This window comes from Saccharothrix luteola (assembly GCF_020859565.1).
Classification (GTDB): Bacteria; Actinomycetota; Actinomycetes; order Mycobacteriales; family Pseudonocardiaceae; genus Actinosynnema; species Actinosynnema luteola.
This window is the reverse complement of record NZ_JAJHUO010000014.1, coordinates 163,820-184,736: the sequence shown is the minus strand read 5'-3', so window position 1 is coordinate 184,736 and position 20,917 is coordinate 163,820. Positions and strand designations below refer to the sequence as shown.

General features: G+C 71.7%; 18 protein-coding genes and 1 pseudogene. 4 read left to right on the top strand and 15 right to left on the bottom strand.

What is annotated here, in order from left to right; translation table 11 throughout:
* Positions 1 to 13: 13 nt before the first annotated feature.
* The 4 genes from LNK82_RS20805 to LNK82_RS20790 form a co-directional block, all read right to left on the bottom strand.
* A complete protein-coding gene (locus LNK82_RS20805; RefSeq protein WP_230568693.1) occupies positions 14 to 292 on the bottom strand; it encodes a hypothetical protein in 279 nt (92 codons plus the stop codon).
* A gap of 50 nt (positions 293 to 342) precedes the next feature.
* Positions 343 to 1,545: a glycosyltransferase 87 family protein gene (locus LNK82_RS20800; protein WP_230568692.1), complete on the bottom strand. Its 1,203-nt coding sequence runs from the start codon at positions 1,543 to 1,545 to the stop codon at positions 343 to 345.
* A 62-nt stretch (positions 1,546 to 1,607) separates the two neighbouring features.
* Positions 1,608 to 2,909, bottom strand: a complete 1,302-nt coding sequence (locus LNK82_RS20795) for a bifunctional glycosyltransferase family 2/GtrA family protein (protein ID WP_230568691.1) — start codon at positions 2,907 to 2,909, stop codon at positions 1,608 to 1,610.
* 190 nt (positions 2,910 to 3,099) lie between these two features.
* On the bottom strand, positions 3,100 to 3,726 hold the full coding sequence (locus tag LNK82_RS20790) for a TetR/AcrR family transcriptional regulator (protein WP_230568690.1): 627 nt from the start codon (positions 3,724 to 3,726) through the stop codon (positions 3,100 to 3,102).
* Positions 3,727 to 3,786: 60 nt separating this feature from the next.
* On the opposite strand from LNK82_RS20790, the gene LNK82_RS20785 reads away from it, so the two are divergent.
* Positions 3,787 to 4,047 (top strand): hypothetical protein, encoded by a 261-nt coding sequence (locus LNK82_RS20785; RefSeq protein WP_230568689.1) that lies wholly within the window; start codon positions 3,787 to 3,789, stop codon positions 4,045 to 4,047.
* Here LNK82_RS20785 and LNK82_RS20780 read toward each other — a convergent pair.
* From LNK82_RS20780 to LNK82_RS20765, 4 genes are all read right to left on the bottom strand, one after another.
* Positions 4,041 to 4,274 (bottom strand): hypothetical protein, encoded by a 234-nt coding sequence (locus tag LNK82_RS20780; protein ID WP_230568688.1) that lies wholly within the window; start codon positions 4,272 to 4,274, stop codon positions 4,041 to 4,043. The two genes, LNK82_RS20785 and LNK82_RS20780, sit on opposite strands and share 7 nt — an antisense overlap.
* Before the next feature lie 626 nt (positions 4,275 to 4,900).
* Positions 4,901 to 5,989 carry a hypothetical protein gene (locus tag LNK82_RS20775; protein ID WP_230568687.1) on the bottom strand — a complete coding sequence of 363 codons (1,089 nt, stop codon included), beginning with the start codon at positions 5,987 to 5,989 and terminating at the stop codon, positions 4,901 to 4,903.
* 318 nt (positions 5,990 to 6,307) lie between these two features.
* Positions 6,308 to 7,105 (bottom strand): hypothetical protein, encoded by a 798-nt coding sequence (locus tag LNK82_RS20770; protein WP_230568686.1) that lies wholly within the window; start codon positions 7,103 to 7,105, stop codon positions 6,308 to 6,310.
* A complete protein-coding gene (locus LNK82_RS20765; protein ID WP_230568685.1) occupies positions 7,102 to 7,443 on the bottom strand; it encodes a hypothetical protein in 342 nt (113 codons plus the stop codon). The genes LNK82_RS20770 and LNK82_RS20765 overlap by 4 nt, the downstream gene beginning before the upstream one ends.
* Positions 7,444 to 7,509: 66 nt before the next feature.
* Here LNK82_RS20765 and LNK82_RS47800 point away from each other — a divergent pair, with 66 nt between their 5' ends.
* Together LNK82_RS47800 and LNK82_RS20755 are read left to right on the top strand one after the other, a co-directional pair.
* Positions 7,510 to 11,544 (top strand): CHAT domain-containing protein, encoded by a 4,035-nt coding sequence (locus LNK82_RS47800; protein WP_308257242.1) that lies wholly within the window; start codon positions 7,510 to 7,512, stop codon positions 11,542 to 11,544.
* A 482-nt stretch (positions 11,545 to 12,026) separates the two neighbouring features.
* Positions 12,027 to 12,914 carry a hypothetical protein gene (locus LNK82_RS20755; protein WP_230568684.1) on the top strand — a complete coding sequence of 296 codons (888 nt, stop codon included), beginning with the start codon at positions 12,027 to 12,029 and terminating at the stop codon, positions 12,912 to 12,914.
* A gap of 174 nt (positions 12,915 to 13,088) precedes the next feature.
* Here LNK82_RS20755 and LNK82_RS20750 read toward each other — a convergent pair whose 3' ends face one another.
* The 3 genes from LNK82_RS20750 to LNK82_RS20745 all read right to left on the bottom strand — a co-directional run bounded on the left by LNK82_RS20750 (position 13,089) and on the right by LNK82_RS20745 (position 15,083).
* On the bottom strand, positions 13,089 to 14,039 hold the full coding sequence (locus LNK82_RS20750) for a DUF7710 domain-containing protein (protein ID WP_230568683.1): 951 nt from the start codon (positions 14,037 to 14,039) through the stop codon (positions 13,089 to 13,091).
* Positions 14,039 to 14,383, bottom strand: a complete 345-nt coding sequence (locus tag LNK82_RS48335) for a hypothetical protein (RefSeq protein WP_372470535.1) — start codon at positions 14,381 to 14,383, stop codon at positions 14,039 to 14,041. Before LNK82_RS48335 ends, LNK82_RS20750 begins: the two co-directional genes overlap by 1 nt.
* 325 nt (positions 14,384 to 14,708) lie before the next feature.
* Positions 14,709 to 15,083: a MerR family transcriptional regulator gene (locus LNK82_RS20745; protein WP_230568750.1), complete on the bottom strand. Its 375-nt coding sequence runs from the start codon at positions 15,081 to 15,083 to the stop codon at positions 14,709 to 14,711.
* An 82-nt stretch (positions 15,084 to 15,165) separates the two neighbouring features.
* Here LNK82_RS20745 and LNK82_RS20740 point away from each other — a divergent pair, with 82 nt between their 5' ends.
* Positions 15,166 to 16,029: an NAD(P)-dependent oxidoreductase gene (locus LNK82_RS20740; RefSeq protein ID WP_230568682.1), complete on the top strand. Its 864-nt coding sequence runs from the start codon at positions 15,166 to 15,168 to the stop codon at positions 16,027 to 16,029.
* A gap of 461 nt (positions 16,030 to 16,490) precedes the next feature.
* Here the strand turns inward: LNK82_RS20740 and LNK82_RS20735 are convergent, their stop codons facing one another.
* From LNK82_RS20735 to LNK82_RS20720, 4 genes and pseudogenes are all read right to left on the bottom strand, one after another.
* A complete protein-coding gene (locus tag LNK82_RS20735) occupies positions 16,491 to 17,822 on the bottom strand; it encodes an LLM class flavin-dependent oxidoreductase (protein ID WP_268996744.1) in 1,332 nt (443 codons plus the stop codon).
* Between the two features lie 2 nt (positions 17,823 to 17,824).
* Positions 17,825 to 18,809 (bottom strand): annotated as a pseudogene (locus LNK82_RS20730) (ROK family protein).
* A gap of 179 nt (positions 18,810 to 18,988) precedes the next feature.
* Positions 18,989 to 19,342, bottom strand: coding sequence for a 4Fe-4S dicluster domain-containing protein (locus LNK82_RS20725; RefSeq protein ID WP_230568681.1), 354 nt, complete (start codon positions 19,340 to 19,342; stop codon positions 18,989 to 18,991).
* Entirely contained in the window at positions 19,339 to 20,910 is a 1,572-nt protein-coding gene (locus LNK82_RS20720; RefSeq protein ID WP_230568680.1) for an FAD-dependent oxidoreductase, read from the bottom strand. Before LNK82_RS20720 ends, LNK82_RS20725 begins: the two co-directional genes overlap by 4 nt.
* Positions 20,911 to 20,917: the final 7 nt, after the last annotated feature.

Below are 20,917 nucleotides of genomic sequence, written 5' to 3'. Positions count from 1 at the left end.
ACCACTGCGGTGATCATGTTGTCAGGACCGGTCGGGTCATCGCGGGATCATCCAACAGGCATTCAGCGCCACCGTCGTCGAGCACGTCCCTGGCCCGAGTCGAGGTCTTGCTCAGGACGGATTCGTGTTCGGCAGCAGGCAGATCGGCGAGTGCCTTCTCGACCAGGGGCACGAGTCCGTGCATCAGGATGTTGTCGCCTTGTCGAATCGCCAAGTCGAGCCGGTCGGCGATCGCCGCTGTCAGCTCCGGACGAGGACCACGACGTTCGCCGCTCATGACGTTCGGCGACACGGAGGCGATCCGCCGAACCCGTGCTGGACCCGCCGGCGTGTAACTCTCGGTCAGCCCGACCGGGTGGCCGCCTCCGCGACGGATCGGCCGGTCCGTCGCAGGACGACGGCGAGCGCGCCGAGGAAGCCGACGGCGGCGAGCAACTGCACGGCGTGCAGCAGCACGATGGTCGTCAGGCTGCCCGGCAGCACGGTGTTCGCCACGGACAGGTCCGGTGAGACGACCACGATGACGTACGTCAGCACGCCGGCGGCGGAGGACGTCAGCCACAGGGCGGCCAACCCCACCCGGTGCGCCACACCGCGCCGCCTGGCCCACCACATCCACACCGCGAACCCGGGGATCAGCCAGACCCAGTGCTGCGGCCACGAGAGCGGGGACACCAGCAAACCGGTCACCGCACAGGCCAGGACACCGGCGGCCTCCACACCACGCCGACTGGCCCACGTCGCGATCGTCAGCCCGGCCACGCCCACCACGACCGCCAGCGCGAGCCACAGACCCGGCGCGGACAGCACTCCGGGCAACTGCCCGAGCACGCCCTTCAGCGACTGGTTGAAGGCGCCGGACGGGCCGGTCACCTCGGTCCGCTCGGCGGCCAGGATGAGCCCGCCCCACCAGGCCACGGACGGACCGGGCAGCACGACGAAGCCGACGAGCACCGTGCCCAGGAACGACGCCGTGGCCACCGCGGCGGCGCGGAACCGGCGGGTGAGCACGAGGTAGGCGATGAAGATGAGCGGGGTCAGCTTGATCCCGGCCGCGATGCCGATGCCGACGCCCTGGAAGCGCCCCGGCCGCCGGGTCAGGTCGACGAGGACCAGGAGCATGAGGAACACGGTCACCTGGCCGACGTTGAAGTGCATCACCAGCGCGCCCGACGGCAGGGCGATGACCGTGGCCGACAGGGCGTACTTGGCCCGACGACGCGGTGACTCCCGTTCCACCAGCCCCATCGCGAGCCAGGCCGCCACCTCCAGCGCGAGCACCGAGAGGAACGTCCAGAGGACGAACCCGACGTGCAGGCTGGTCAGCGCGAGCGGGATGAACACCAGCGCGGCGAACGGCGGGTAGATGAACTGGAACCCGTTGTCGGTGGCGATGTCGTAGGGCGACACGCCGTCGAGCACGGCCGAGCCGGTGATGTCGTAGACCTTGAAGTCCACCTCCAGCATCCAGATCGAGCCGCCGATCGGGATGGTGGCCGCGAGGGCGGCCGTCACCATCACGGCGATGGCGACCGCCGCGAGCACCGCCCCGGGGGGTGGGCGGTGGGGTGGAGCCGGCGCCGAACGCGCGGGTGCGCCTGCCGCGGTCATGTCCGGGGTTCCTTCCTGGGTTCGGGGATCGATACCGGCTGCAGCCGGAAGATCCACGTGTTGAGCAGGACGAACCGGCCTAGCGTGCCCAGGGCCGACGAGGCCAGGAGCACCACCAGCTCGACCAGCCTCGACGGGCGGTCGGCGACGGCGTCGAGCACCAGCAGCGCTCCGGAGGTGAACCCGCAGTACAGGGCGAACACGACCAGGGACTGCAGGTGCACCAGCACGAGCGGCCCCCGCGGCCGGTCCCGGAAGGTGAGCCGCCGGTTCGCCTCGGTGTTCAGCAGCAGGCTCAGCGTCATCGCGACCAGGTTCGCCGCCAACGGCGGCCACCAGGTGCGGAACACGGTGTACAGCACCAGGGTCGTCACGGTGGCCATGAGGCCGATCACGGAGAACATCACCAGGTGGCGCAGGCGCGGTGTGTCCCGCACGGCCAGCACGGCGTCGGGGTGGACCGCGTTGGGCTCGGCCCGGGGCGGCAGCTCCGCTATGTCCGCGCCACCGGAGAGCTTGGTCCACACCATCCGGATCAGGCCGCGCAGGTTCGTCGCGGCGGTGCCGGTGACGTTCACGCGGCTGTCCACGTCCTCCACCCAGTCGACGGGGATTTCGAGCACCCGCAGGCCGTTGTGCTCGGCCAGCAGGAGCAGTTCGGTGTCGAAGAACCACGTGTTGTCCTCGACCCGTTGGAGCAGTGGGCGCACCACCTCGGCCCTGGCCGCCTTGAAACCGCATTGCGCGTCCCGGAACTGGGCTCCGTGGGTGAGTCGGAGAAGCATGTTGTAGCCGCGGGAGGCCAGTTCCCGTTTGATGCTCCGCACCGCGCGGGCCCCCGGCGCCAGTCGCGAACCGATGGCGATGTCCGAATGGCCGACGGCCAATGCGGCCACCAGCGGGATGGTCGCGTCGAGGGCGGTGGACAGGTCCACGTCCATGTAGGCGACGACGTCGGCGCGACTGGCCGACCAGGCGGCCCGCACCGCGTTTCCCTTGCCGCGTTGCTCCACGGACATGACGCGCACCCGGGGCCACTGCCTGGCGAGCCTCTTCGCGACCAGGAGGGTGCCGTCGGTGCTGGCGTTGTCGACGATGGTGATCGTCCAGTCGAACGGCATCCGCGCGGTCAGGAAGTCGTGCAACGTGGCGACGCAACCGGGTAACGCGCGCTCCTCGTCGAAAACCGGAATGATGATCTCGACGGTGGTGGTGACGAGGGGAGTGCTCGACGGGACGTCGGACGGCGCCGGCTCTTCACCGGGTAGGGGCAATTGCTCCGGCAGGGGTCCATCCATCTCCGCACCTCTCCGCAAAAGCCGCGGCGTCAACCGTAACTCCGGTCGAGGTGGGGAAACTTGTTCTGGAATGCGGAATGTGCCGCGCACGTCGACGCCGCGGGCCGGGCGCGGGCGCGGCGCACACCGTGTCGACTGAGCGAGGTTCGCCGACGACCGCCCTACCGGGCCCCGAGCCTGTGGTTCGTTCTCAACGGTCCTCGGAGGCGTGCCCGGGCCGGGGCACGGGCGTCGGGAACACGGTCCCCAGCACGTGGGTGAGGATGGCGGCGGAATCCGCGGGTGGGGCGATCGTGTGACGCAGGGCAAGCCCGATTCCCAGCGCGCCGAGCATGACGACCGCTTGGTGCAGGGGCATCGCGGGGTCGAGGCGCAGGCGTTGGGCGTGCTCGGTGAGCAGGGCGACGACCTCCTCGTCGTGACGTTGCTGGAGGGCGGCGATCAGAGGTGCGGTTTCGGGTTGCTGGGCCGTCGCGGCGAGCACTTCCGCAGCCGCAGCGCTCCACTTCGCCGCGGCCTCGGCGGCCGGGCCGAGGGGGGTGAGGGCCGCGATCAGGTCGTCGCGGCCGGTGGCCTGGGCGAGGGCGTCGCGCAGTTGTCGCAGGTGGGTGGCTGCGTCGGCTTCGATGATCGCCAACCACAGTCCCTCCTTGCCACCGAAGTGCTTGTAGACGGCACCTCGGGTGTAGCCGGCGTCGGCGGCGATCTCCTCGACCGTCGCGGCGATGAAGCCGCGTCGCAAGAACACCTCCCGTCCGGCTGCCAACAGGTGTTCGTGGGTGCGTCGCTGCTGCTCCGCACGCGTCAACCTGACCATCGCCCACCATTCAGTAACGGAACGTTTCCAGAAACACGACGTTACTATACGCTCGGACCCATGGAGTCCCTGGCTGTCGCGGCGTCGTTGCTGAGCCTGCCCCTCTGCCTGGCGGGGTTCGTCTGGTACGCCGTGCGCGCACGGCGCAGCGGCGGAGGCCCCTCGATCATGTCGCCGTTCGAGGAGATCTGGGACCCGATCACCCACAGGACGAACATCGAGATCCAGATCGAGGCTGAGCGGACACCGCAGACACCCTCCCCCGGCGACCCGCCCGTGCTCCTGTCGCGACGCCTCGACGATCCCAGCACCCCTCAGTGACGATCGGATTGGCCGTCCGCACATCGGCAGTAGCGGAAGTCGAGCACCACGTCGAGCCGGACATCGGGCGAGAGGCCCGGCGCGGTGTCGAGTGTGCGGTCGCACGTCGCCCGATCCCGCTTCGAAACCACACTCGTCCACAGCGAGCGGGTGCCGGGACCCGACCAACCCACGACCAGGACGATCCGGTCAAGCCTGAGAACCGCGAGATCGTCGTGAACGCTCACGCCTCGCGGCCGCGGACCGGCCGCCGGCCTGGAACCACCGCTCATCGGCATGTCCGTGCGTTGCCTGCTGCACTGCACCGGTCGAGGGCCGGCCTGGCGCCGACGCTCGGGTCGGGGTCCGCTTGCCGTTTGACGAGCGCCCGGGTCGTCCGGAGAGCCGGCAGGCTGCTGTGATCCGTGAACCCGATCGTCGCCCAGGTGTTGACCATCGTCGGTGTCCTGCTCGGCTCAGCCGCCACGTTCGTCGTCACGTCCGCTACCGAGCGGATCCGTTGGCGAGGAGCGCAGTCCGCCCGGTGGGACGACAAACGCCTCCTCGCGTATTCGGATCCGCGTTCACGGCCCTCGCGGAGGCGGAGACCGAACGAGCCGAGCGGTGGGAGACAGTCACGGGCGCGGGCGTAGAACTCGTTGCGCGATGCCTGCCGAAGTGCCATGCGACTGCTGCCCGAACTCACGTGGAAATCGCTCGAGGACGACCCCGACCCGTCCTCCTCCGCCGAACCCCCGCCACCACCGCCCGACCGCCCCGCCGCACCTTGACGACCGATCAGCGGCCTGAGCGCATGTGAGCGTGGCCCGGCGCTCACTCGGTGCCGGGACAAAGCAGGCTTCATCCGGGGGCTTCAGCCAAGTCTCGTGGGCCTCAGGACGGGCGCTGTCGCCAGCGTCTCGGCGAGAACCGTCGCGAAATCGGCGGGTACCTCGGTGCCCTCCGGCGGTAGTGGCTCCCCGCGCACGGCCTGGCAGAGCGAATACTGTGCATAAGCCACGTAAGGGTCGGGTTCCTCGATCGAGGTCAAGGCCAGCGCGGCTCGATACCGGCGAGCGAGCTCGGCATCCGGCATCACCTCGCCGAGCACCTCGGACGACTTGTCCTCCGCGGTGTTCGTCGCCAGGCTGGTCAGCCGCTGGAGCATCAACGCGGCGACCTTGCGTTCCGCCGACGGTTCCGCGAGCTGATCGGTGATCTCCTGGACCTCATCCGGGTCGCACAGATCAGCGCCCTGGTTGATCCCGTGCATGGCCCCGACACGGGGTGTGAGGAAGTGACTGCGGACGCTGAGATGGTCGACGAGCGCGCCCACGGCCTCGACCGGCACACCCCACTCGGCAGCGACCCTGGCATACGGCCACCACTGGTCACGCGTCAGGTGGAGCCGGTCGACGATCCGCGTGCGCTCGACCTCGACGCCCACGAGCACGTCCCGAAGCCACTCCGCGAGGTTCGACACATCATCCACCCTCGGGCAGCCGATCTCCCCGGTCGCGGTGTGGAAGACGACATCGACCCCGTTCGGTTTTCCCATCTTCACGCGGTGGAGCACGGTGACCCGTCGCACTTCCCTCATCGGCACCCGGGTTTCCCCGGAAATCCGCTTGACCAGAAGAAACTCCGGAGCCTCTCGTGGACGCAGCTCGACCCAGCGGACCGCGGCGAACTCGTGGACGACCACGAACACCGACAGCGCCAGCCCGAGCAGGACCAGCATGCCAACCAGCACAAGCACCGTGTACCAGGCGGCTGTAGCCCCGAAGAACCCCCACGCGGCAGGCACCAGCACGATCGCGAACGGAACCGCCATCACCGCCGGCGTGACGAGCCCGCCCGCCGCGTTGCCGCCCAGATGGCGGGCCACACTCGGCAGGAACACCAGCCGCCACCCGTCAGGCCGCGCCGACACGATCCCGGGAATCGCCGATGGCACGTCCATCGGTACAGCTTGCCCCGTTCGCCGCACCGAAGCGACAGCCAGCCGGACCAACCCACCCCACCGTCAAGATCGGCCACCCGCTTGCCCGTTGGGATCGTCGCAACGACATACAGCGATCCGGGGCAGGCGATCCCGCTGTACGAGGCCACCCCCACCAACAGCGAGCGGGTGCTGAGACCCGACCACCCCACAAGCAGGATCACCCGCTCGAACCTCGGCGAGGCAAGACTGACGTGAAGCCGTCACCGTGGGGTCGGTACGGGACCGGCCGACGGTAGCGCCGAACGTCCGGACATCGGCGGTGTCGGCCGTGTTCTCTCAGGTTCCCTTGCGGAACGCCGCCGTGACCTCCTCGCCGGTGGTCAACGGTGCGCCGAGCTCGCGCGCCAGCCGGCCCGCGTGCACGTCGACGACCGCTTCCAGCAGGTCCGCGTACACCTCCACCGCTCCGCGCACCCGCACCCACCCGACGACCGCGACGCACACCGCCACCACCACCGCCGGCCACCAGAACGCCCCGACGACCGCGTAGGGCACGCACCACGTGGTCGTCGCGACCGCTGCCTCTGCCTCCGCCCGTGCCGCCCGCAGCTCGGCCCGCCCGGAGTCGTCGAGCACCAACCACAACCGTGCCCACCACGACTTGAGATCGACGGCGTACTGGTGGTGCACCCGGTCCTCGACGGCCGCCAGCCGGTCGCCCGTCCACGTCGCCCGGGTCGGCGCGGCGAGCGCGATCCGGTTGCGCTTCGCCGCCTCACCCCGTTCGTGCGCCCGCACCCATCGCCGCCGCCGGCGCCGTGCCGCCCAACGCGGGCGCGTGCCGAGGAAGCAGCGCCACGTCACCGGGCACAGCGCCCGCACCACGAGCCCCGCCGCCACCGATCCCAGCAGCACGGCGGCCAGCACGAGGAGTTGGGCTGCCGGCGGCCGGGTGCCGAGGTCGCGGGTGACCCCGTCCACCCGCGCGACCAACCTCGTCACGTCCAGCGCGTGCGCGTGCCCCAGCAGCGCGCCCACCGCCGCGGTGGCGAGGAACAGCACGCCGGGCAGCACGAGCAGCGACACCCACCGCTCGGCCAGCCGCTTGCCCAGCTCACCGAAGAACGCGTTCACGCCGGTCGCCGCCTCAGCGGCTCGTCGCGCAACCAGCACCGCTCCGCCGGCACCGGACCGCCCGGCTCCCGGGCCACCTGCCGCGCGCACGCGTCCGACGGGCACGCATACACCTCGCCGAACGGCCGACCACGCATCCCGGGCAGCACCAGGTCGCTGCCGCGCAGCACGTCGGCGGGGATGCCCAGGCGCGGCAACTCGTCCTGCAGCGGGTGACCCGCGCGCACCCTCGCCAGCACGTCATCCAGCACCCGCCCCAACCCCTGGCGCGTCACAGCGGCGCGCAGTTCGGGCAAGGTGGTGCAGAAGGCGGCGAGGTGTTCGTCGGCGTGCGGCACGACGTTCCTCCTCTTCGTCGGGGACTCCCCAGCCTGTCAGGAATACACGGAGATCGAGGTGGATGGGTGCGGGACGAGCTGATCCAGGACGTTCTCGGCCGGATCGCGCGCGCCGACGACGGCGACGCGGAGGCGGTGCTCGCTGCGGAGGCGGAGACGGCGGGAGAGCAGTTGTTGGCGTTCCTGTCCCCGGAGGGCAAGCTCGACTTCGAGGTGCTGCACATCGTCGGCACCCTGCACCTGGCGCGCTCGATGTGGCGGGAAGGACCGGCGGCGGCCGAGTCGCACACCCTCGCCGAGATCCTGCTCGCGCCGGTCTTCCTGCTCCGCCCCGACCTCGCGCCGCCGATCTGGGAGGGCGACCCCGCGGCCCCGGAGGGCCGGCGGCGGCGCGACCTCGGGTCCGCGTTGGTGCGGGTCGGCATGGTGCTCGGCAACCCGACCGCGTTCCACGTCGCCGTCGACGTCCTCGCCCCGACGGCCAACGATCCGGCCGACCCGTTCGCCGCCGGGTGCGGTGTCGTGCTCGCCGCCGCCGCGCGCCTGCTGTCCTGGCACACCGGCGATGCCGAAGCGTTGACGACCGCCCAGGTCGCCGCGCAGCGCGTCCTCGACGCGGGGCCCACCGACGCCACGCCGGCGGCCCGTGCCGAACTGGTCCGCGCGCTGCTCCTGGAGCACACCCGCACCGGCGACCAGGCCGTGGGCGGCCGCGCGGTGCTGGACCCCCGGGACGCGCCCCCCCAAGACCCCGCAAGCCGGGGGGGGGGGCGCCGGGGGGGCCCCCCCCCCCCCCCCCCCCCGCCCCCCCGGCCCCCCCCCCCCCCCCCGCCCCCCCACGCCCGGCAGGCGCCGCCCGATGACCCCGAAGCCCTGGGGGTCGCGGCGATGGCGCTCGCGCTGTCCGCCGAGCGCACCGGGGACCGCGCACTGGCGCAAGAGGCCACCGCGCTGGGTCGCGAGGCCGTGGCCCGCCGGCAGGAACCCGACCAGCTCGGCGCGCTGGCGACCGCCCTGGACACCACCGCCGGGTTGACCGACGACCCCGCTCCGCTCGTCGAGATCACCGACCTGTTGCGCCCGTTCCTCGACTCCGGCTCGCAGCAACTGCTGTACCTGCACGGCAGCGCCCTGTTCCGGCTGGCCTCGACCGATCCGGCCGCCCTGGACGAGACGGTGACCGTGCTGGCCGGAGCCCTCGCGCAGATCCCGCCGACCCACCCCGACCACCCGGTCCGCACGGGCATGTACGCGGAGGCGCTGTGGCGACGGTGGAAGCACACCGGTGACCGGGACAGCCGCGAGGCCGCGCTCGCCGTCCTGGAAGGCGGCGCCGACCCGCGCCTGCGCGCCACCCGCGTGGGCTACCTCGTGGACCTCGCCGCGTCGAGCCACGACGTCGCGGACGTCGACACCGCCCTCGCCGCCGATCCGGACTGGAACGACCGGGCGATCCTGCTCGGGCACCGCTACGACCTGGTCGGCGACCGCGCCGCCCTCCTGGAGGCGATCGCGTTGAACCGGGCCCACCTCGCCGACCCGGACGATCCCGAGGACGAGGCCCGCATCGCGCACAACGCCGCCATGCTGCTGCGCAAGCTGCACGACCTGGACCGCACGCCCGAGGTGCTCGCCGACGCGCTCACCCTGGCCCGGCGCGGCGTGGCCGCCAACCCCGCGCCGACGGGCCGGCAGGCCGAACGCGTCGCCCTGCTGGCCCTGCTCACCGCCGAGTCCGGGCAGGTCGAGGAAGGCTCGCGGCTCGCCACCCAGGCCGTCGCGGACTGCCCGCCGGACCACCCGAACCGCTCGATGGTCCTGGCTCGCGCCGCCGATGCCCACTACCGGCACCACGACGCGACAGGCGCGAGCACCTCGCTCGACACCGCGATCGCCGTGTGCCGCGCCGTTCTTCTCGCCGATGAGGACCAACCCCGGGTGCTGGAGCTGCTCACGGTGGCGTTGCGGCGGCGCGCCGAGCTGTCACCCGACCTCCACGCCCTGGACGAGGCGGTCGACTTCGGGCTGCGCGCGGTCCAGGCGCAGCCCTTCTCGCGGATCCGGGCGTCCACGGCGCTCAACCTCGCGGGCTCGCTGGCCGAGCGCTACCGCCGCACTCGGGACGTGGACGACCTGCACCGCGCACTGGACGTGATCCGCGACCACCTCGGGGCCGTGCCCCCGACCGACAGCTTGAAAGCCCGGCTGGCGGACCAGATGGGCGTCGTGACGATGTTGCTGTACCAGCACACGGGCGACGAGGACGTGTTGCGCGAACGGGTGCGGATCGCCGAGCGCGGCGCCGAGCGGTTCGGCCCGCACGACCCGACCCGCCCCCAGGTGCTCAACAACCTGTGCTCCTCGCTGATGGAGCGCTACTTCGTGGACGGAGACCCAGCCGACGCGGAGCGGGCCGTCGCCGCCGCCCGTGAAGCCGTCGCCCTGACTCCCGCCGGCCTGGCCATCCGCGGCTCCCGGCTGCTCAACCTCGCCATCGCGCTGGGAGTCCTCGGCGAGGCGACCGGCACCAAGGGGCCGCTGCGGGAGGCCGTCCGCGTCGCCGAGGCGAGTGCGGGCGTGCTCAACGCACCGCCCGCCACCCGCATCCGCGCCCACCGGGTGTGGGGTGGCTGGGCGGTGATCCTCGGGCGGTGGAGCACCGCACTGGCGGCCTTCGCCGGCGGCGTGGACCTGGTGGCCCAGGTCGCGCCCCGGCACGTGCGCCGTGCGGACCGCGAGTTCCGCCTGGCCGACCTGCGCGGGGTGCACACCGACGCGGCCGCCGCCGCCCTCGCGACCGGTGACCCGGTCCGCGCCGTCGAGCTGCTGGAGCAGGCCCGCGGCGTGCTCCTCGTCGACGAGCTCGACGCCCGGGCGGGTTCGCTCGCGCTGCGCGACCGCGCACCGCACCTCGCGGCCGAGTGGGACGCGGTGCTGGAGGAGCTGGCCGACGAGTCCCAGTCGACTGACGAGCGGCAGGCGTTGTCGCGGCGGTGGCAGGACGTGCTGGACCGGATCCGCGCGGTTCCCGGTCTCGACGCCTTCCTGCGCCCACCGAGCGCGCTGGACCTGCGCGTCTCCGACGGCGCGATCGTGCTGGTGAACATCAGCCGGTGGCGCTGCGACGCCCTGCTGATCACCTCTCGCGGCGTGCGCTCGAAGCGGTTGCGGCGCGTCACCATCGAGGAGGTCGAAGAGCGGGCCGGCGCCTACCTCTCGGCGCTCGACACGCTCGACGGCGGCGACCTGGTCGCCCGGTTCCACGCGCAGACCGTGGTCCGCGAAACGCTGGTCTGGTTGTGGGACACGATCGCCGGACCGGTCCTGAAGGCGCTCGGCCACACCCGCGCGCCCCGTTCCGCGTGGCCCCGTGTGTGGTGGTGCCCGACCGGCGCGCTCACCCACCTCCCGCTGCACGCCGCAGGTCGGCACGACATCCCCGGCGCCGCCGTGCTCGACCGCGTGGTGTCGTCCTACACACCCACCGCCCGCACCCTGAGCCACACCCGGTCCCGCCCGCCGACGACGCGGCGCGACCTCCTCGCCGTCGCCATGCCCACCACCCCCGACCACGCCGACCTGCCCGCGACCGACGCGGAGGCGACCGACCTCGCCGCGCTCCTCGCCGCCGAACCGCTGCGCGGTCCCGCCGCGACCCGGGCCGCCGTGCTCGCCGCGCTGCCGCACGCGACGTGGGCCCACTTCGCCTGCCACGCGCACAGCGACCCGCTCGTCCCGTCCGCCGGCCACCTGCTGCTCGCCGACGGCGCGCTGACCGTCGCCGACATCGGCGCCCTGCGCCTGGAGAACGCCGAGCTGGCCTACCTGTCGGCGTGCTCCACCGCCCGCGCTGCCCGCACCACGCCGGACGAGGTGATCACGCTCGCATCGGCGTTCCAGCTCGCCGGGTTCCGGCACGTCGTCGGTGCGCTGTGGCCGATCCAGGACGCCGTCGCGGCCCGCGTCGCAGCCGCCTTCCACCGCCGCGTGCACGCCGGCACGCCACCCGCCGAGGCCCTGCACCAGGTGTTGCGCGAACTGCGCGCCGAGTTCCCGCTCGCGGTGTCGCAGTGGGCCGGGTACGTGCACGTCGGCTCCTGACCGCCATTCCCACTACGGCCACTCGCGCGAGGCGAGCGGGGGTCGGGCAGGGCGCGGGCGTCCCACGGCTGGTCTCACGGATCAACCTGGCCCACCCCGACCGTCAGTAGGTGATCCGGGTCAGGTGATCCCGCTCTACGAAGCCGCCATCGCTCACTCTGAGCGAGCGCTGGGCTCCGGCCCCCGCAACCAGGATCGTCCGACCGAACCTCGACAACGCCCGATCGAACTGAAGCCACTCACGCTCAATCGTCGGCCTGACCTCAAAAGCGCGCGAACTGCCGCTCAACGGCAGAAGCAGACGTACGCCGCAGCGCCCGGTCATCAGTCGGCGTCACATCACCTAAACGGGTGACCATCAGCCGGTATCCGGGTGACCAAGGTCGACATGACCGATCCAGCGCGACTCGTGTCGTCCGAGCAGGCAACCATGGGCACGACGACCATTCTGCAAGCGAAGACAACGTACGGAGGGCGGCCACTTGTTGATCATCGCTCCGGTCGAGCCGGTGCCACCCAACTTCCCTGCGGCCGCCGGCTTCTTCTCCCAACTCGCAGGCGTCATGGCCGGCTTCGCCTTCGCCAGCCTGATCACGCTGATTGCAGCTCAGCTGACCACCAACCATTCGGCGGGCAAGACCCTGGAGAGTGGTGGCCCCCTGTTGGCCACGTTCGTCGCCCTGGGGGTGTCGAGCCTGGACTACGCCATGGTGGCTGGTGAAACCGCCGGCACTGCGCGAGTAGCCTCGCTCCTGACGGTGTCCGGGGTGGGTTTCGGCGTTGCCGGGATCATGCTGCTGTACTCGATGCTTGTCCTCGTCCGCGGCCTGGAGAGCGACGCTCCGCGAAGTCGCGCCATCAGTCACGCCATGGGGAACCTGATCAGAGCCGTCATCGTCTTCCTGCTCTCCCCGGTCGTCGTCCTGTTGACGTGGAGCGGAGCACGCGGCCATGTCATCCAGAAGTACGGTGCCGCCGCGGGCTTCACCGGCCTCGACTGGGCGGCGCTATCGGTTCTTCTGTTCATCGTCGTGGTGGTCACCGTGTGCGCCGTCAAGTTCTTCGACCGGCCACAGCACCACCCCGCGTTCACCCGGTTCATCTCCGGGGTTGCGGTCGTCCTCACCTCGGCGTCAGTCCTGGGCGCAACCGCGCTCCTCAGTTTCACCGAGAGCTCCACACCGGTTCCCGACCCCATCCCCTTGGTAGCGATCATCCTGGTTGGAAGCTTTGCCGTGTTGGTGGCCTACTCGGCGAGCAGGCTCCGCACCGCTTCGGACAACTCGGATACACCCGTGCTACCGAACGACCACGCAGAAACTTCCCTGGCACCAGACGACGGTACGGCCAGTGAAGTCAGCGGCCGATGATGCGGTTCCGGCGCAGATCAGCCCGGCCGACCCGACTTCTCGCCACCTTCGACGCCGAATGGCCGAACCCCTGACGACTGTGGTCACCCCCCAGCCGGCACATCGGCGTCACGTCCCCCTCATCGGCAGAAGCGGACGTCCGCTGAGGCACTCGGCCTGCGGCGTGACAGGACGTCAATCGCGGTGGCCGTCGGTCAGGTGGATGTGACGCAGTCCTGGACCGAAAGCCGCGACGTGGTCCGCGGTGCCGTGGTGGGGCTTCGTCGGCGTGAAGCGGCCTTCGCCGACCGCGACGTCGTAGGCGCCTCCGCGTGGGTACTCGGCCATGATCCCGGTGACGTGCCACTCGGCCGCCCAGGCGAGTCCGGCCTCCAGGGTGTCGAACACCCCGGAGGGGTGCCGGGCGCGGTCGCCTTGGAAGATCCAGACGGTTGACCTGAGCGGGCTCCGCCGGTCGGCATCGGGTCTGCGGCGCAGGCCTTCCGGCGTGAACGAGAACGAGCCGGGGAACTTGCCGGGCCGATGACGTGCGGCGAGGACCACAGGCTCGGCGTGCACCCCGCGCGGCTCCGTCCCGGGGGTCGTGTCCACGATGGCATTCCACAGGTGCAGGCAGATCAGACCGCGGTCGGGATCGGCCGTGGCGTAGGCAAGGGTCTGGGGGAAGAAGGGGTTGGTTCCGCCGATCCACAGCGACGGGGGCCCGAACGTCCCGATGACCTCCGACAGGGTCCGGTCCTGCGTCACCCACTCGCCGACACCGGAGCTCAACTGCTGGAACTCCGCCTCCGACAACGCCCGATCGAGTTCGAGCCAACCGAGGCGATGGGCGATCTCGGCGTAGACGGAGGTCGTGGCATCACGCACGGCATCCACCGGCAGGATGTCGCCGTACGCGCCCATGACGCCCGTCGCGGCGAAAGCGTCGCGTTCGCGCAGTCCATCACACTCCCTCCGCCACAGCTCCAAGCTTCCGTCCACGGCGGCCATCGCCTCCAGCAGAAGCCTTTCGGCCGTCTCATGACCGCCGTACGTGCCAGGACGACGAAGCACATCGTTCACCCGCGCCAAGTGGTGCCGGCGGGCTTCACGGAGAAGGAGGTCTGGATCCTGTTCGCTGCTCATCACCGCCGATCATGGCACTCCGACGAGTTTGCGGGACCTCCGCTCGTCGGCAGAAGCGGATGTTGGCCGCGCCAGGCGGGATGCTGTGTCGCGTCGTGCCGCGGACCCGTCCGCACCGGCGGAGAACGAGCAGTCGGGCCGCTCGTATGTCGTCGGCGCTCGTCGACGTAGTGCCGCACGAGGTCCTGGACGACCTCCTGCCGCGGGTAGATGTAGTGGGTCTGGCCGTCGTACCGGGTGCCGTAGTCGACCTCGTGCGCTTTCCCGTTCACCCAACATTCGCACGCGCCAGGCCTGTCCGCCTCTTGGAGCAAGCGGTCCGCGAGCCCGTGCTCTGTCAACATTCGCACCGCGCGGTGCTCCGACACCCCGGCGCGCGGCCGGGTCTCCGGCCTCGCCCCCCGACTTGGCCGACGTGGCAGCGACTGCTTCCACGCGTGATCGCCGCCACCGACCTTGCCCAGGTTGAGTCGCTCGGCCACGAGCACGACCACAGTGCCGACCGTCGCCGCGGCCACGCCCGAGGCCGGCAACGCCATCCACCTGCCCGAGAGCACCTCTGGGACGTCCTGGACGGACTGTGGGCGAACCGCTGGAGTTCATCACAGGTGGATCATCGCCACGGCTGCCGGAAACACTTCAGACAGTCCGTCCGATCCGGCAACGCCCTCAGCGGCTCGGCGGGGGAGCTGTCGAGCGTTCGGTGGCAGCGATGTAGTCGGCGAGGGCTTCGCGGGATCGGGTGAGGGACGCGAGCCGGTCGTCCAGCGCCTGGAGCCGGGCGCGGAGGCCGTCGAGGAGTTCTGGGCAGGGTGCCAGGCTCGGCGCAGGGCCCGTCGTGCACGGGAGCATGTAGCCGATTTCCTCGGTCGTGAGGCCGGCGCCCAGCAGTTTCGTGATCTGGTTGACGGTCAGGACCGCGTCGTCGGTGTACTCGCGGTAGCCGCCTGCGCTTCGGCCGGGTTCGAGCAGGCCCTGTGCTTCGTAGTAGCGGAGTTGGTGGGTGCGGACGCCGGTGCGGCGGCTCAGTTCCCCGATCAGCATTCCCGGCTCGCCCTTGACCTTCATACCGATGTGAACGTTCAGGATCCCGGTACCTGTTCCGAGTGGGTAGAGGGAGACGACGATGGGTGTGGAGAAGTCGGTGGCGGTTGTCGGGCTGGGGTTGATGGGGCAGGCGTTGGCGGGGGCGTTCGTGCGGGTCGGGTATCCGACGACGGTGTGGAACCGGACTCCTGGGAAAGCCGGGCGGTTGGTCGCCGACGGTGCCGCGGTCGTCGATTCGGTCGAGGAGGCCGTGGCGGCCGGGTCGGTGGTGGTCGTCTGCGTCGCCGATCACGGCGTGGTGCGAGGGTTGCTGCGGACGGTGGGCGGTGGGCTCGAGGGCAAGGTGTTGGTGAACCTGACCTCGGCCACATCGGTGCAGATGCGGGAGATCGGTGGGTTGGAGGGCGTCGACAGCTACCTCGCGGGCGCGATCATGGGGATGCCGCAGGGGATCGGCACGACCGAGTCGTTGGTCTTGTACAGCGGGCCGCGTTCGGTGTTCGAGGCGCACGAGGAGGTTCTGCGGGTTCTTGGTGAGGCGGTGTACCTCGGGGCCGATCACGGGCTGTCGTCGCTGTACGCCGGGGCCGGGGTAAGCCTGATGTGGAGCGTGCTCAACGGCTTCCTGCACGGCGCGGCCCTGCTGGGTGCGGCGGGCGTGGAGGCTTCGGCCTTCGTTCCGTTCGCGCGGCAGAACATCGCGACGGCGTCCGGCTGGTTGGCCGGGTATGCGGGGCAGATCGACGAAGGGGCGTACCCCGGGGCGGACGCGACGATCGACTCACACGTCGCCGCGATGGGGTCCCTCGTCCAAGAGAGCGAGGCCAACGGTGTGAACGCCGAGTTGCCGAAGTTCATCAGGGAGTTGGCCGAACGCGCGGCTGCCGACGGACGGGGCCGGGACGGGTACGCCGCGATGATCGATCTGTTCCGCACGCCCTGAGGACCGTTCAGCGGAAGTAGGTCGGGATTCCCGGCACGGTAGCCGTGGCATCGCCCCAAACCGCCGTGCTGCACCGCGTCACGAGGCCGTCGGGTCGGTGGCCGGCAGAGAGATGCTTTGTGGCGTGGAGCGCCGGGTCGGCATCGGCACCGAAAAGGCGCTGTGGTGAAGTCCCGCCACCATGCCGCTCGCTGCCGCACGGATCTTTTAGAGCGTGGCCCGGGACTGTCAGCGCAGCTGTGAGTCGGTGCCGGGGAGCACGTCGGTACAAGATCCGCTGAGGGCTGGAGGCGGCTTGGACAAGCAGGCCCGCTACCGTCGCACGGACGAGTTCCTGACCATCGTGCGGGCTCGGGCGAGTCGTTTACCAGTGTCGGTCACCCTGGACGGCGAACGTGGTCGACACGAGGTTCGGCCCGACGTCGACGGGTAGAACAGGTCGACGCCGGGCCGAACGTCGTTCAGACCAGCGTGGCCGCGGCGTAGCGGCCCGCCGGGCGCGGTAGGCCGTAGTGGTCGCGCAGCGTCCGGCCGGTGTACTCGCTGCGGAACAGGCCGCGGGCGCGCAGCAGCGGCACGACGTGGTCCACGAAGTCCTCCAGGCCGGACGGCAGCAGGGGCGCCATCACGTTGAAGCCGTCCGCCGCGCCCGTGGTGAACCACAGCTCGATGTGGTCGGCGATCTGCTCGGGCGTGCCGGCGACGACCTGGTGCCCGCGTCCGCCGCCGAGGCGACCGAGCAGCTGGCGCAACGTGAGCTCCTCCCGCCCCGCCAGGTCGCGCACCAGCTCGAACCGGCTCTTCGCGCCGTTGACGCGGCTGACCGGGGGGAACGGCGGCAACCGCTCGTCCAGCGGGTGGTCGGTCAGGTCGAGGCCGATCAGCTCGCCGAGCTGCCGGACCGCCCGCACCGGGATGATCAACGCGTCGAGCTCGTCGGCCAGTCCCCGCGCCTCGGCCTCGGTGCCGCCGAGCACCGGGACGATCCCGGGCAGCACCTTGACGCCGTCGGCGTCACGCCCCCGGGCCCTGGCACGCCGTTTGAGGTCGGCGTAGAACGCGGTCGCGTCGCCGTGCGTCTGGTGGGCGGTGAACACCGCCTCCGCCCACGCCGACGCGAACGCCCGGCCGTCCTCGCTCGACCCGGCCTGCACGAGCAGCGGGTGCCCCTGCGGGCTTCGCACGGCGTTCAGCGGCCCGCGCACGGAGAAGAACCGGCCCTTGTGGTTGATCTCGTGCACCTTCGCGTCCTCGGCGAACACACCGGATTCCCGGTCCACGACCAGCGCGTCGTCCTCCCACGAGTCCCACAGCGCGGTGACCACGTCGAGGAACTCGTCGGCCCGCCGGTAGCGCTCGGCGTGCTCGGCGTTGACCTCGCGGTTGAAGTTCTGCGCCGAACGGTCGCCCGCCGTGGTCACGATGTTCCACCCGGCCCGCCCACCGCTGATGTGGTCGAGCGAGGAGAACAGCCGCGCCAGGTTGTACGGCTCGCTGAACCCGGTCGACGCGGTCGCGATCAGCCCGATGTGCTCGGTGGCCTGCGAGATCGCGGTCAGCAGCGTGATCGGCTCGAACCGGTTGGCGGCGGTGTGCCGCACGTCGCCCCAGATCTGCACGCCGTCGGCGAGGAACACCGAGTCGAACGTCCCGCGCTCGGCGGTCCGCGCCAGGCGCTGGAAGTGCGCCACGTCGTCGAGGGCACGCGGGTCTGTGCGGGGGTGCCGCCAGGCGGCTTCGTGGTGGCCGACGCCCATCAGGAACGCGTTGAGGTGGAGCTCGCGTGCGGACAACTTCAGACTCCCAGTCGGATCGGGTTGCGGAGGTCGAGCGGGTCGGCGTAGATCGCGTCGAGCTGGACGGCGCCGGCCGCCACACCGAGGACGTCCAGGCCGAAGCTGCTCGGCAGCACGGCCGAGGGCGACGGGCAAGCGCGCGACGTCGCGGCCACCTCGGCGCGCAACGCGTCCGCGCACTCGGGCAGCCGGGTGACGCCCAGCTCGGTGACCACGACGACGTCGGGGTTCACGATGTCGAACAGCAGCGCCGCGGCACGGGCGACGATCCTGGCGCGCTCGACCAGCAGCGCGGCGGCGGCGCCGTTCCGGGCCACGGCGGCATCACCCAGATCGGTGATCGAAGGCCGGGGGATCACGCCCGCCCGGTAGGCGCGCCACGCCCACGCGCGGTCGGACACGGTGGCTTCCAGGCACCCGGCTCGGCCGCACGGGCACTCGGTCGCCCAGCGCCAGGTGCGCGACACCGCCCGCCGCCGACCGCGCGCCCCGGTGCGTGCCGCCACCGGTGATGATCGCCGCGTCCACCACGTTGCCGACGAACAGGTGCACGAGCGACTCGTGGTGACCCGCGGCGCCGAACAGCTGCTCGGCCCTGGCCAGCGCCCGCGCGTGGCTGTCCACCAGTACCGGCAGCCCGGTGCGCGCCGCGAGCAGGTCGCGCACCGGCACGTCCCGCCAGCCCAGCGAGGCGTGCTCGACCAGCACACCGGCCTCGGTGTCGACCCACCCGCCCGCGGCCACACCGAGGCCGAGCGGCACCTGCCCCGGCAGGTGCTCGGCGTGCAGCCCCACCAAGCGGTCGGCGGCGGTCGCGAGCACCTCCTCGTGGTCGTCGGGGTCGCGGTGCGGCACCCGCAGCCTGGCCCTGACCCGCCCTCGCAGGTCCAGCAACGCCAACGTGCAGAACTCGTGGGCGATGTGGATCCCGGCCACCAGGTGGCGACCGGTCTCCACGTCCACCGGCGTGTGCGGGCGTCCCATGCCCCGGTACGGCAGGGAGCCCGCCACCTCGGTGAGCAGGCCGAGGCCGGCCAGCGCCGCGCAGTTGCGCGTCACGGCCGCCGGGCTCAGGCCGGTCAGCCGGGCGATCGTGGTGCGCGCGACCGGTCCGTGCCGCAGCACGGCCCCCAACAACGCCGACGCCGCCGTGCCGCGGGGGTTCACGAGATCAGCGGCGGGCCTGCCGGCGACAGCGCGGGGCCCACCGCCCGTGCCGCGCCCGGGGTGCGCCCGTGACCCCACCCGATGTCACGGCGGTAGCTGCCCAGCAGTCCCGTCCGCCGCAGGTGCTCCTCGTCGTGGGCGAACGAATCCACCGGCAACGGGTGGGTGTGCGGCGCCACGAACAACGCGTCGGTCGGGCAGTTCGCCTCGCACTGGAAGCAGGTCTGGCAGTCCTGCTGCCTGCTGATCACCGGCACGCCGTCCGCGCCCCGGTCGAACACGTTGGTGGGGCACACGACGACGCACTTGTCGCAGGTGACGCACTGCGCGGCCGACACCAGCTCGATCACGCCGCCACCTCCTGCGGGCGGGCCCACACCTCGTCCAAGCCACCCGAGGTGATCCGGAAGTGCTGGGCGGGGTCCAGTTCGGGGAAGTCGAGCCGCTTGGCCATGCCCCGGCTCTCGCTGCGCACCAGCGCCGAGCCGTACATCCACCGGGCGTGCGCGGCCATCGCCGCGGCCTGGCGCGCCCGCACCGCGTCCGGGCCCTCGGCGCGCAGACCGGAGCGCAGCGCCGACCACGTGGCGTCGAGCTGCCCCAACGCCGTGCGCAGCACGTCACCGTGCCGCAGGTAGTTCTTGTCGTACGGCAGCACCTCGGCCTGCACGGCGCTCACCACGTCCGCGGACGACACCGACGACGTCGTGCCGGTCGGGCGCAGCCCCGCACCACCGGCGGCGCGGACGCGGCGCCCCGAAGCGGACGCACCGAGTGCACGCGCGAACCGTGCCGCCGCTCGCCCCGACCACGACCCGGACGAGATCGCCCACGCCGCATTGTGGCTGCCGCCGCCGGTGAACCCGCCGCAGATCAGCTCCCGGGTCGCCGCGTCACCGGCCGCGTACAGGCCTGGCACGGTGGTCGCGCACCCGTCGTCCACGATCCGGATGCCGCCGGTGCCGCGCACCGTCCCCTCGGCCAGCAGCGTCACCGCGAACGGCTGGGTGAACGGGTCGATGCCCAGCCGGTCGAAGGTGAGGAAGAAGTTCGGCTGCGCCAGCCGCATCGCCGTGCGGGCGGCTTCGTCGGCACGGTCGAGCTTGCAGAACACCTTCTCCGACGCCAGCAGCGTCCGCGCGATCACCGAACGGCCGCGTTGGCTGCCCGCGCCGTCGAGCACAGATCCGTCCGCCCGGTAGAACGTGGCGTAGTTGTAGAACGCGGTCTTGGTGACCGAAGTGTGCTCGGGCGCGATGCCGTAGGCGTTGGAGAACTCCATGCCGGACAGCTCCGCGCCCACCTCGGCGGCGAACAGCGCGCCGTCACCGGTGTTGACGTTGCAACCCAACGCCTTGCTCAGGAACGCGCAGCCGCCCGTGGCCAGCACCACCGCACCGGCACGCACCCGGAACGCCCGGTCGGCCTGCCGCTGGTACCCCGCCGCACCCGCCACCACGCCGTCGTCGGTCGTGACCAGCTCGGTGACGGGGCTGTGGTCGAGGACCCGCACGCCCGCCCGGCGCACCCGGACGCGCTGCCGCCGCATGTACTCCGGCCCTTGCAGGCCGTTGCGCAGCGGTCGGCCGTCCGGACCGACCGGGAACGGGTAGCGGGCCACCTCGGCCAGCTCGTTGATCCGCTCGTAGGTCTCGTCCAGCACCCGGGCCATCCAGCGCCGGTCCGCGAGGTGACCGCCCAGCGCCTCCCTGCTCGCCATGGCCCGCTCCCGTGCCTCGGGCTCCGGTGGCACGTACCACACACCGGTGCCGCCGGACGCCGTCGCGCCGCTGGTGCCGCAGTACCCCTTGTCGGCCAGCACCACCGCGGCGCCGTCCTCGGCCGCCTTGAGCGCGGCCCACGTCGCGGCGGGCCCACCGCCGACGACGAGCACGTCCGCGTCGAGTTCGAGCGTCATGCGAAGC

Excerpts from the sequence above, each read along its gene's own strand:
- LNK82_RS20790 (WP_230568690.1), bottom strand. The coding sequence starts at position 3,726 with ATGGTCAGGTTGACGCGTGCGGAGCAGCAGCGACGCACCCACGAACAC.
- LNK82_RS20775 (WP_230568687.1), bottom strand. The coding sequence starts at position 5,989 with ATGGACGTGCCATCGGCGATTCCCGGGATCGTGTCGGCGCGGCCTGAC.
- LNK82_RS20785 (WP_230568689.1), top strand. The coding sequence starts at position 3,787 with ATGGAGTCCCTGGCTGTCGCGGCGTCGTTGCTGAGCCTGCCCCTCTGC.
- LNK82_RS20740 (WP_230568682.1), top strand. The coding sequence starts at position 15,166 with ATGGGTGTGGAGAAGTCGGTGGCGGTTGTCGGGCTGGGGTTGATGGGG.
- LNK82_RS48335 (WP_372470535.1), bottom strand. The coding sequence starts at position 14,383 with ATGTTGACAGAGCACGGGCTCGCGGACCGCTTGCTCCAAGAGGCGGAC.
- LNK82_RS20720 (WP_230568680.1), bottom strand. The coding sequence starts at position 20,910 with ATGACGCTCGAACTCGACGCGGACGTGCTCGTCGTCGGCGGTGGGCCC.
- LNK82_RS20750 (WP_230568683.1), bottom strand. The coding sequence starts at position 14,039 with ATGAGCAGCGAACAGGATCCAGACCTCCTTCTCCGTGAAGCCCGCCGG.
- LNK82_RS20745 (WP_230568750.1), bottom strand. The coding sequence starts at position 15,083 with ATGCTGATCGGGGAACTGAGCCGCCGCACCGGCGTCCGCACCCACCAA.
- LNK82_RS20795 (WP_230568691.1), bottom strand. The coding sequence starts at position 2,909 with ATGGATGGACCCCTGCCGGAGCAATTGCCCCTACCCGGTGAAGAGCCG.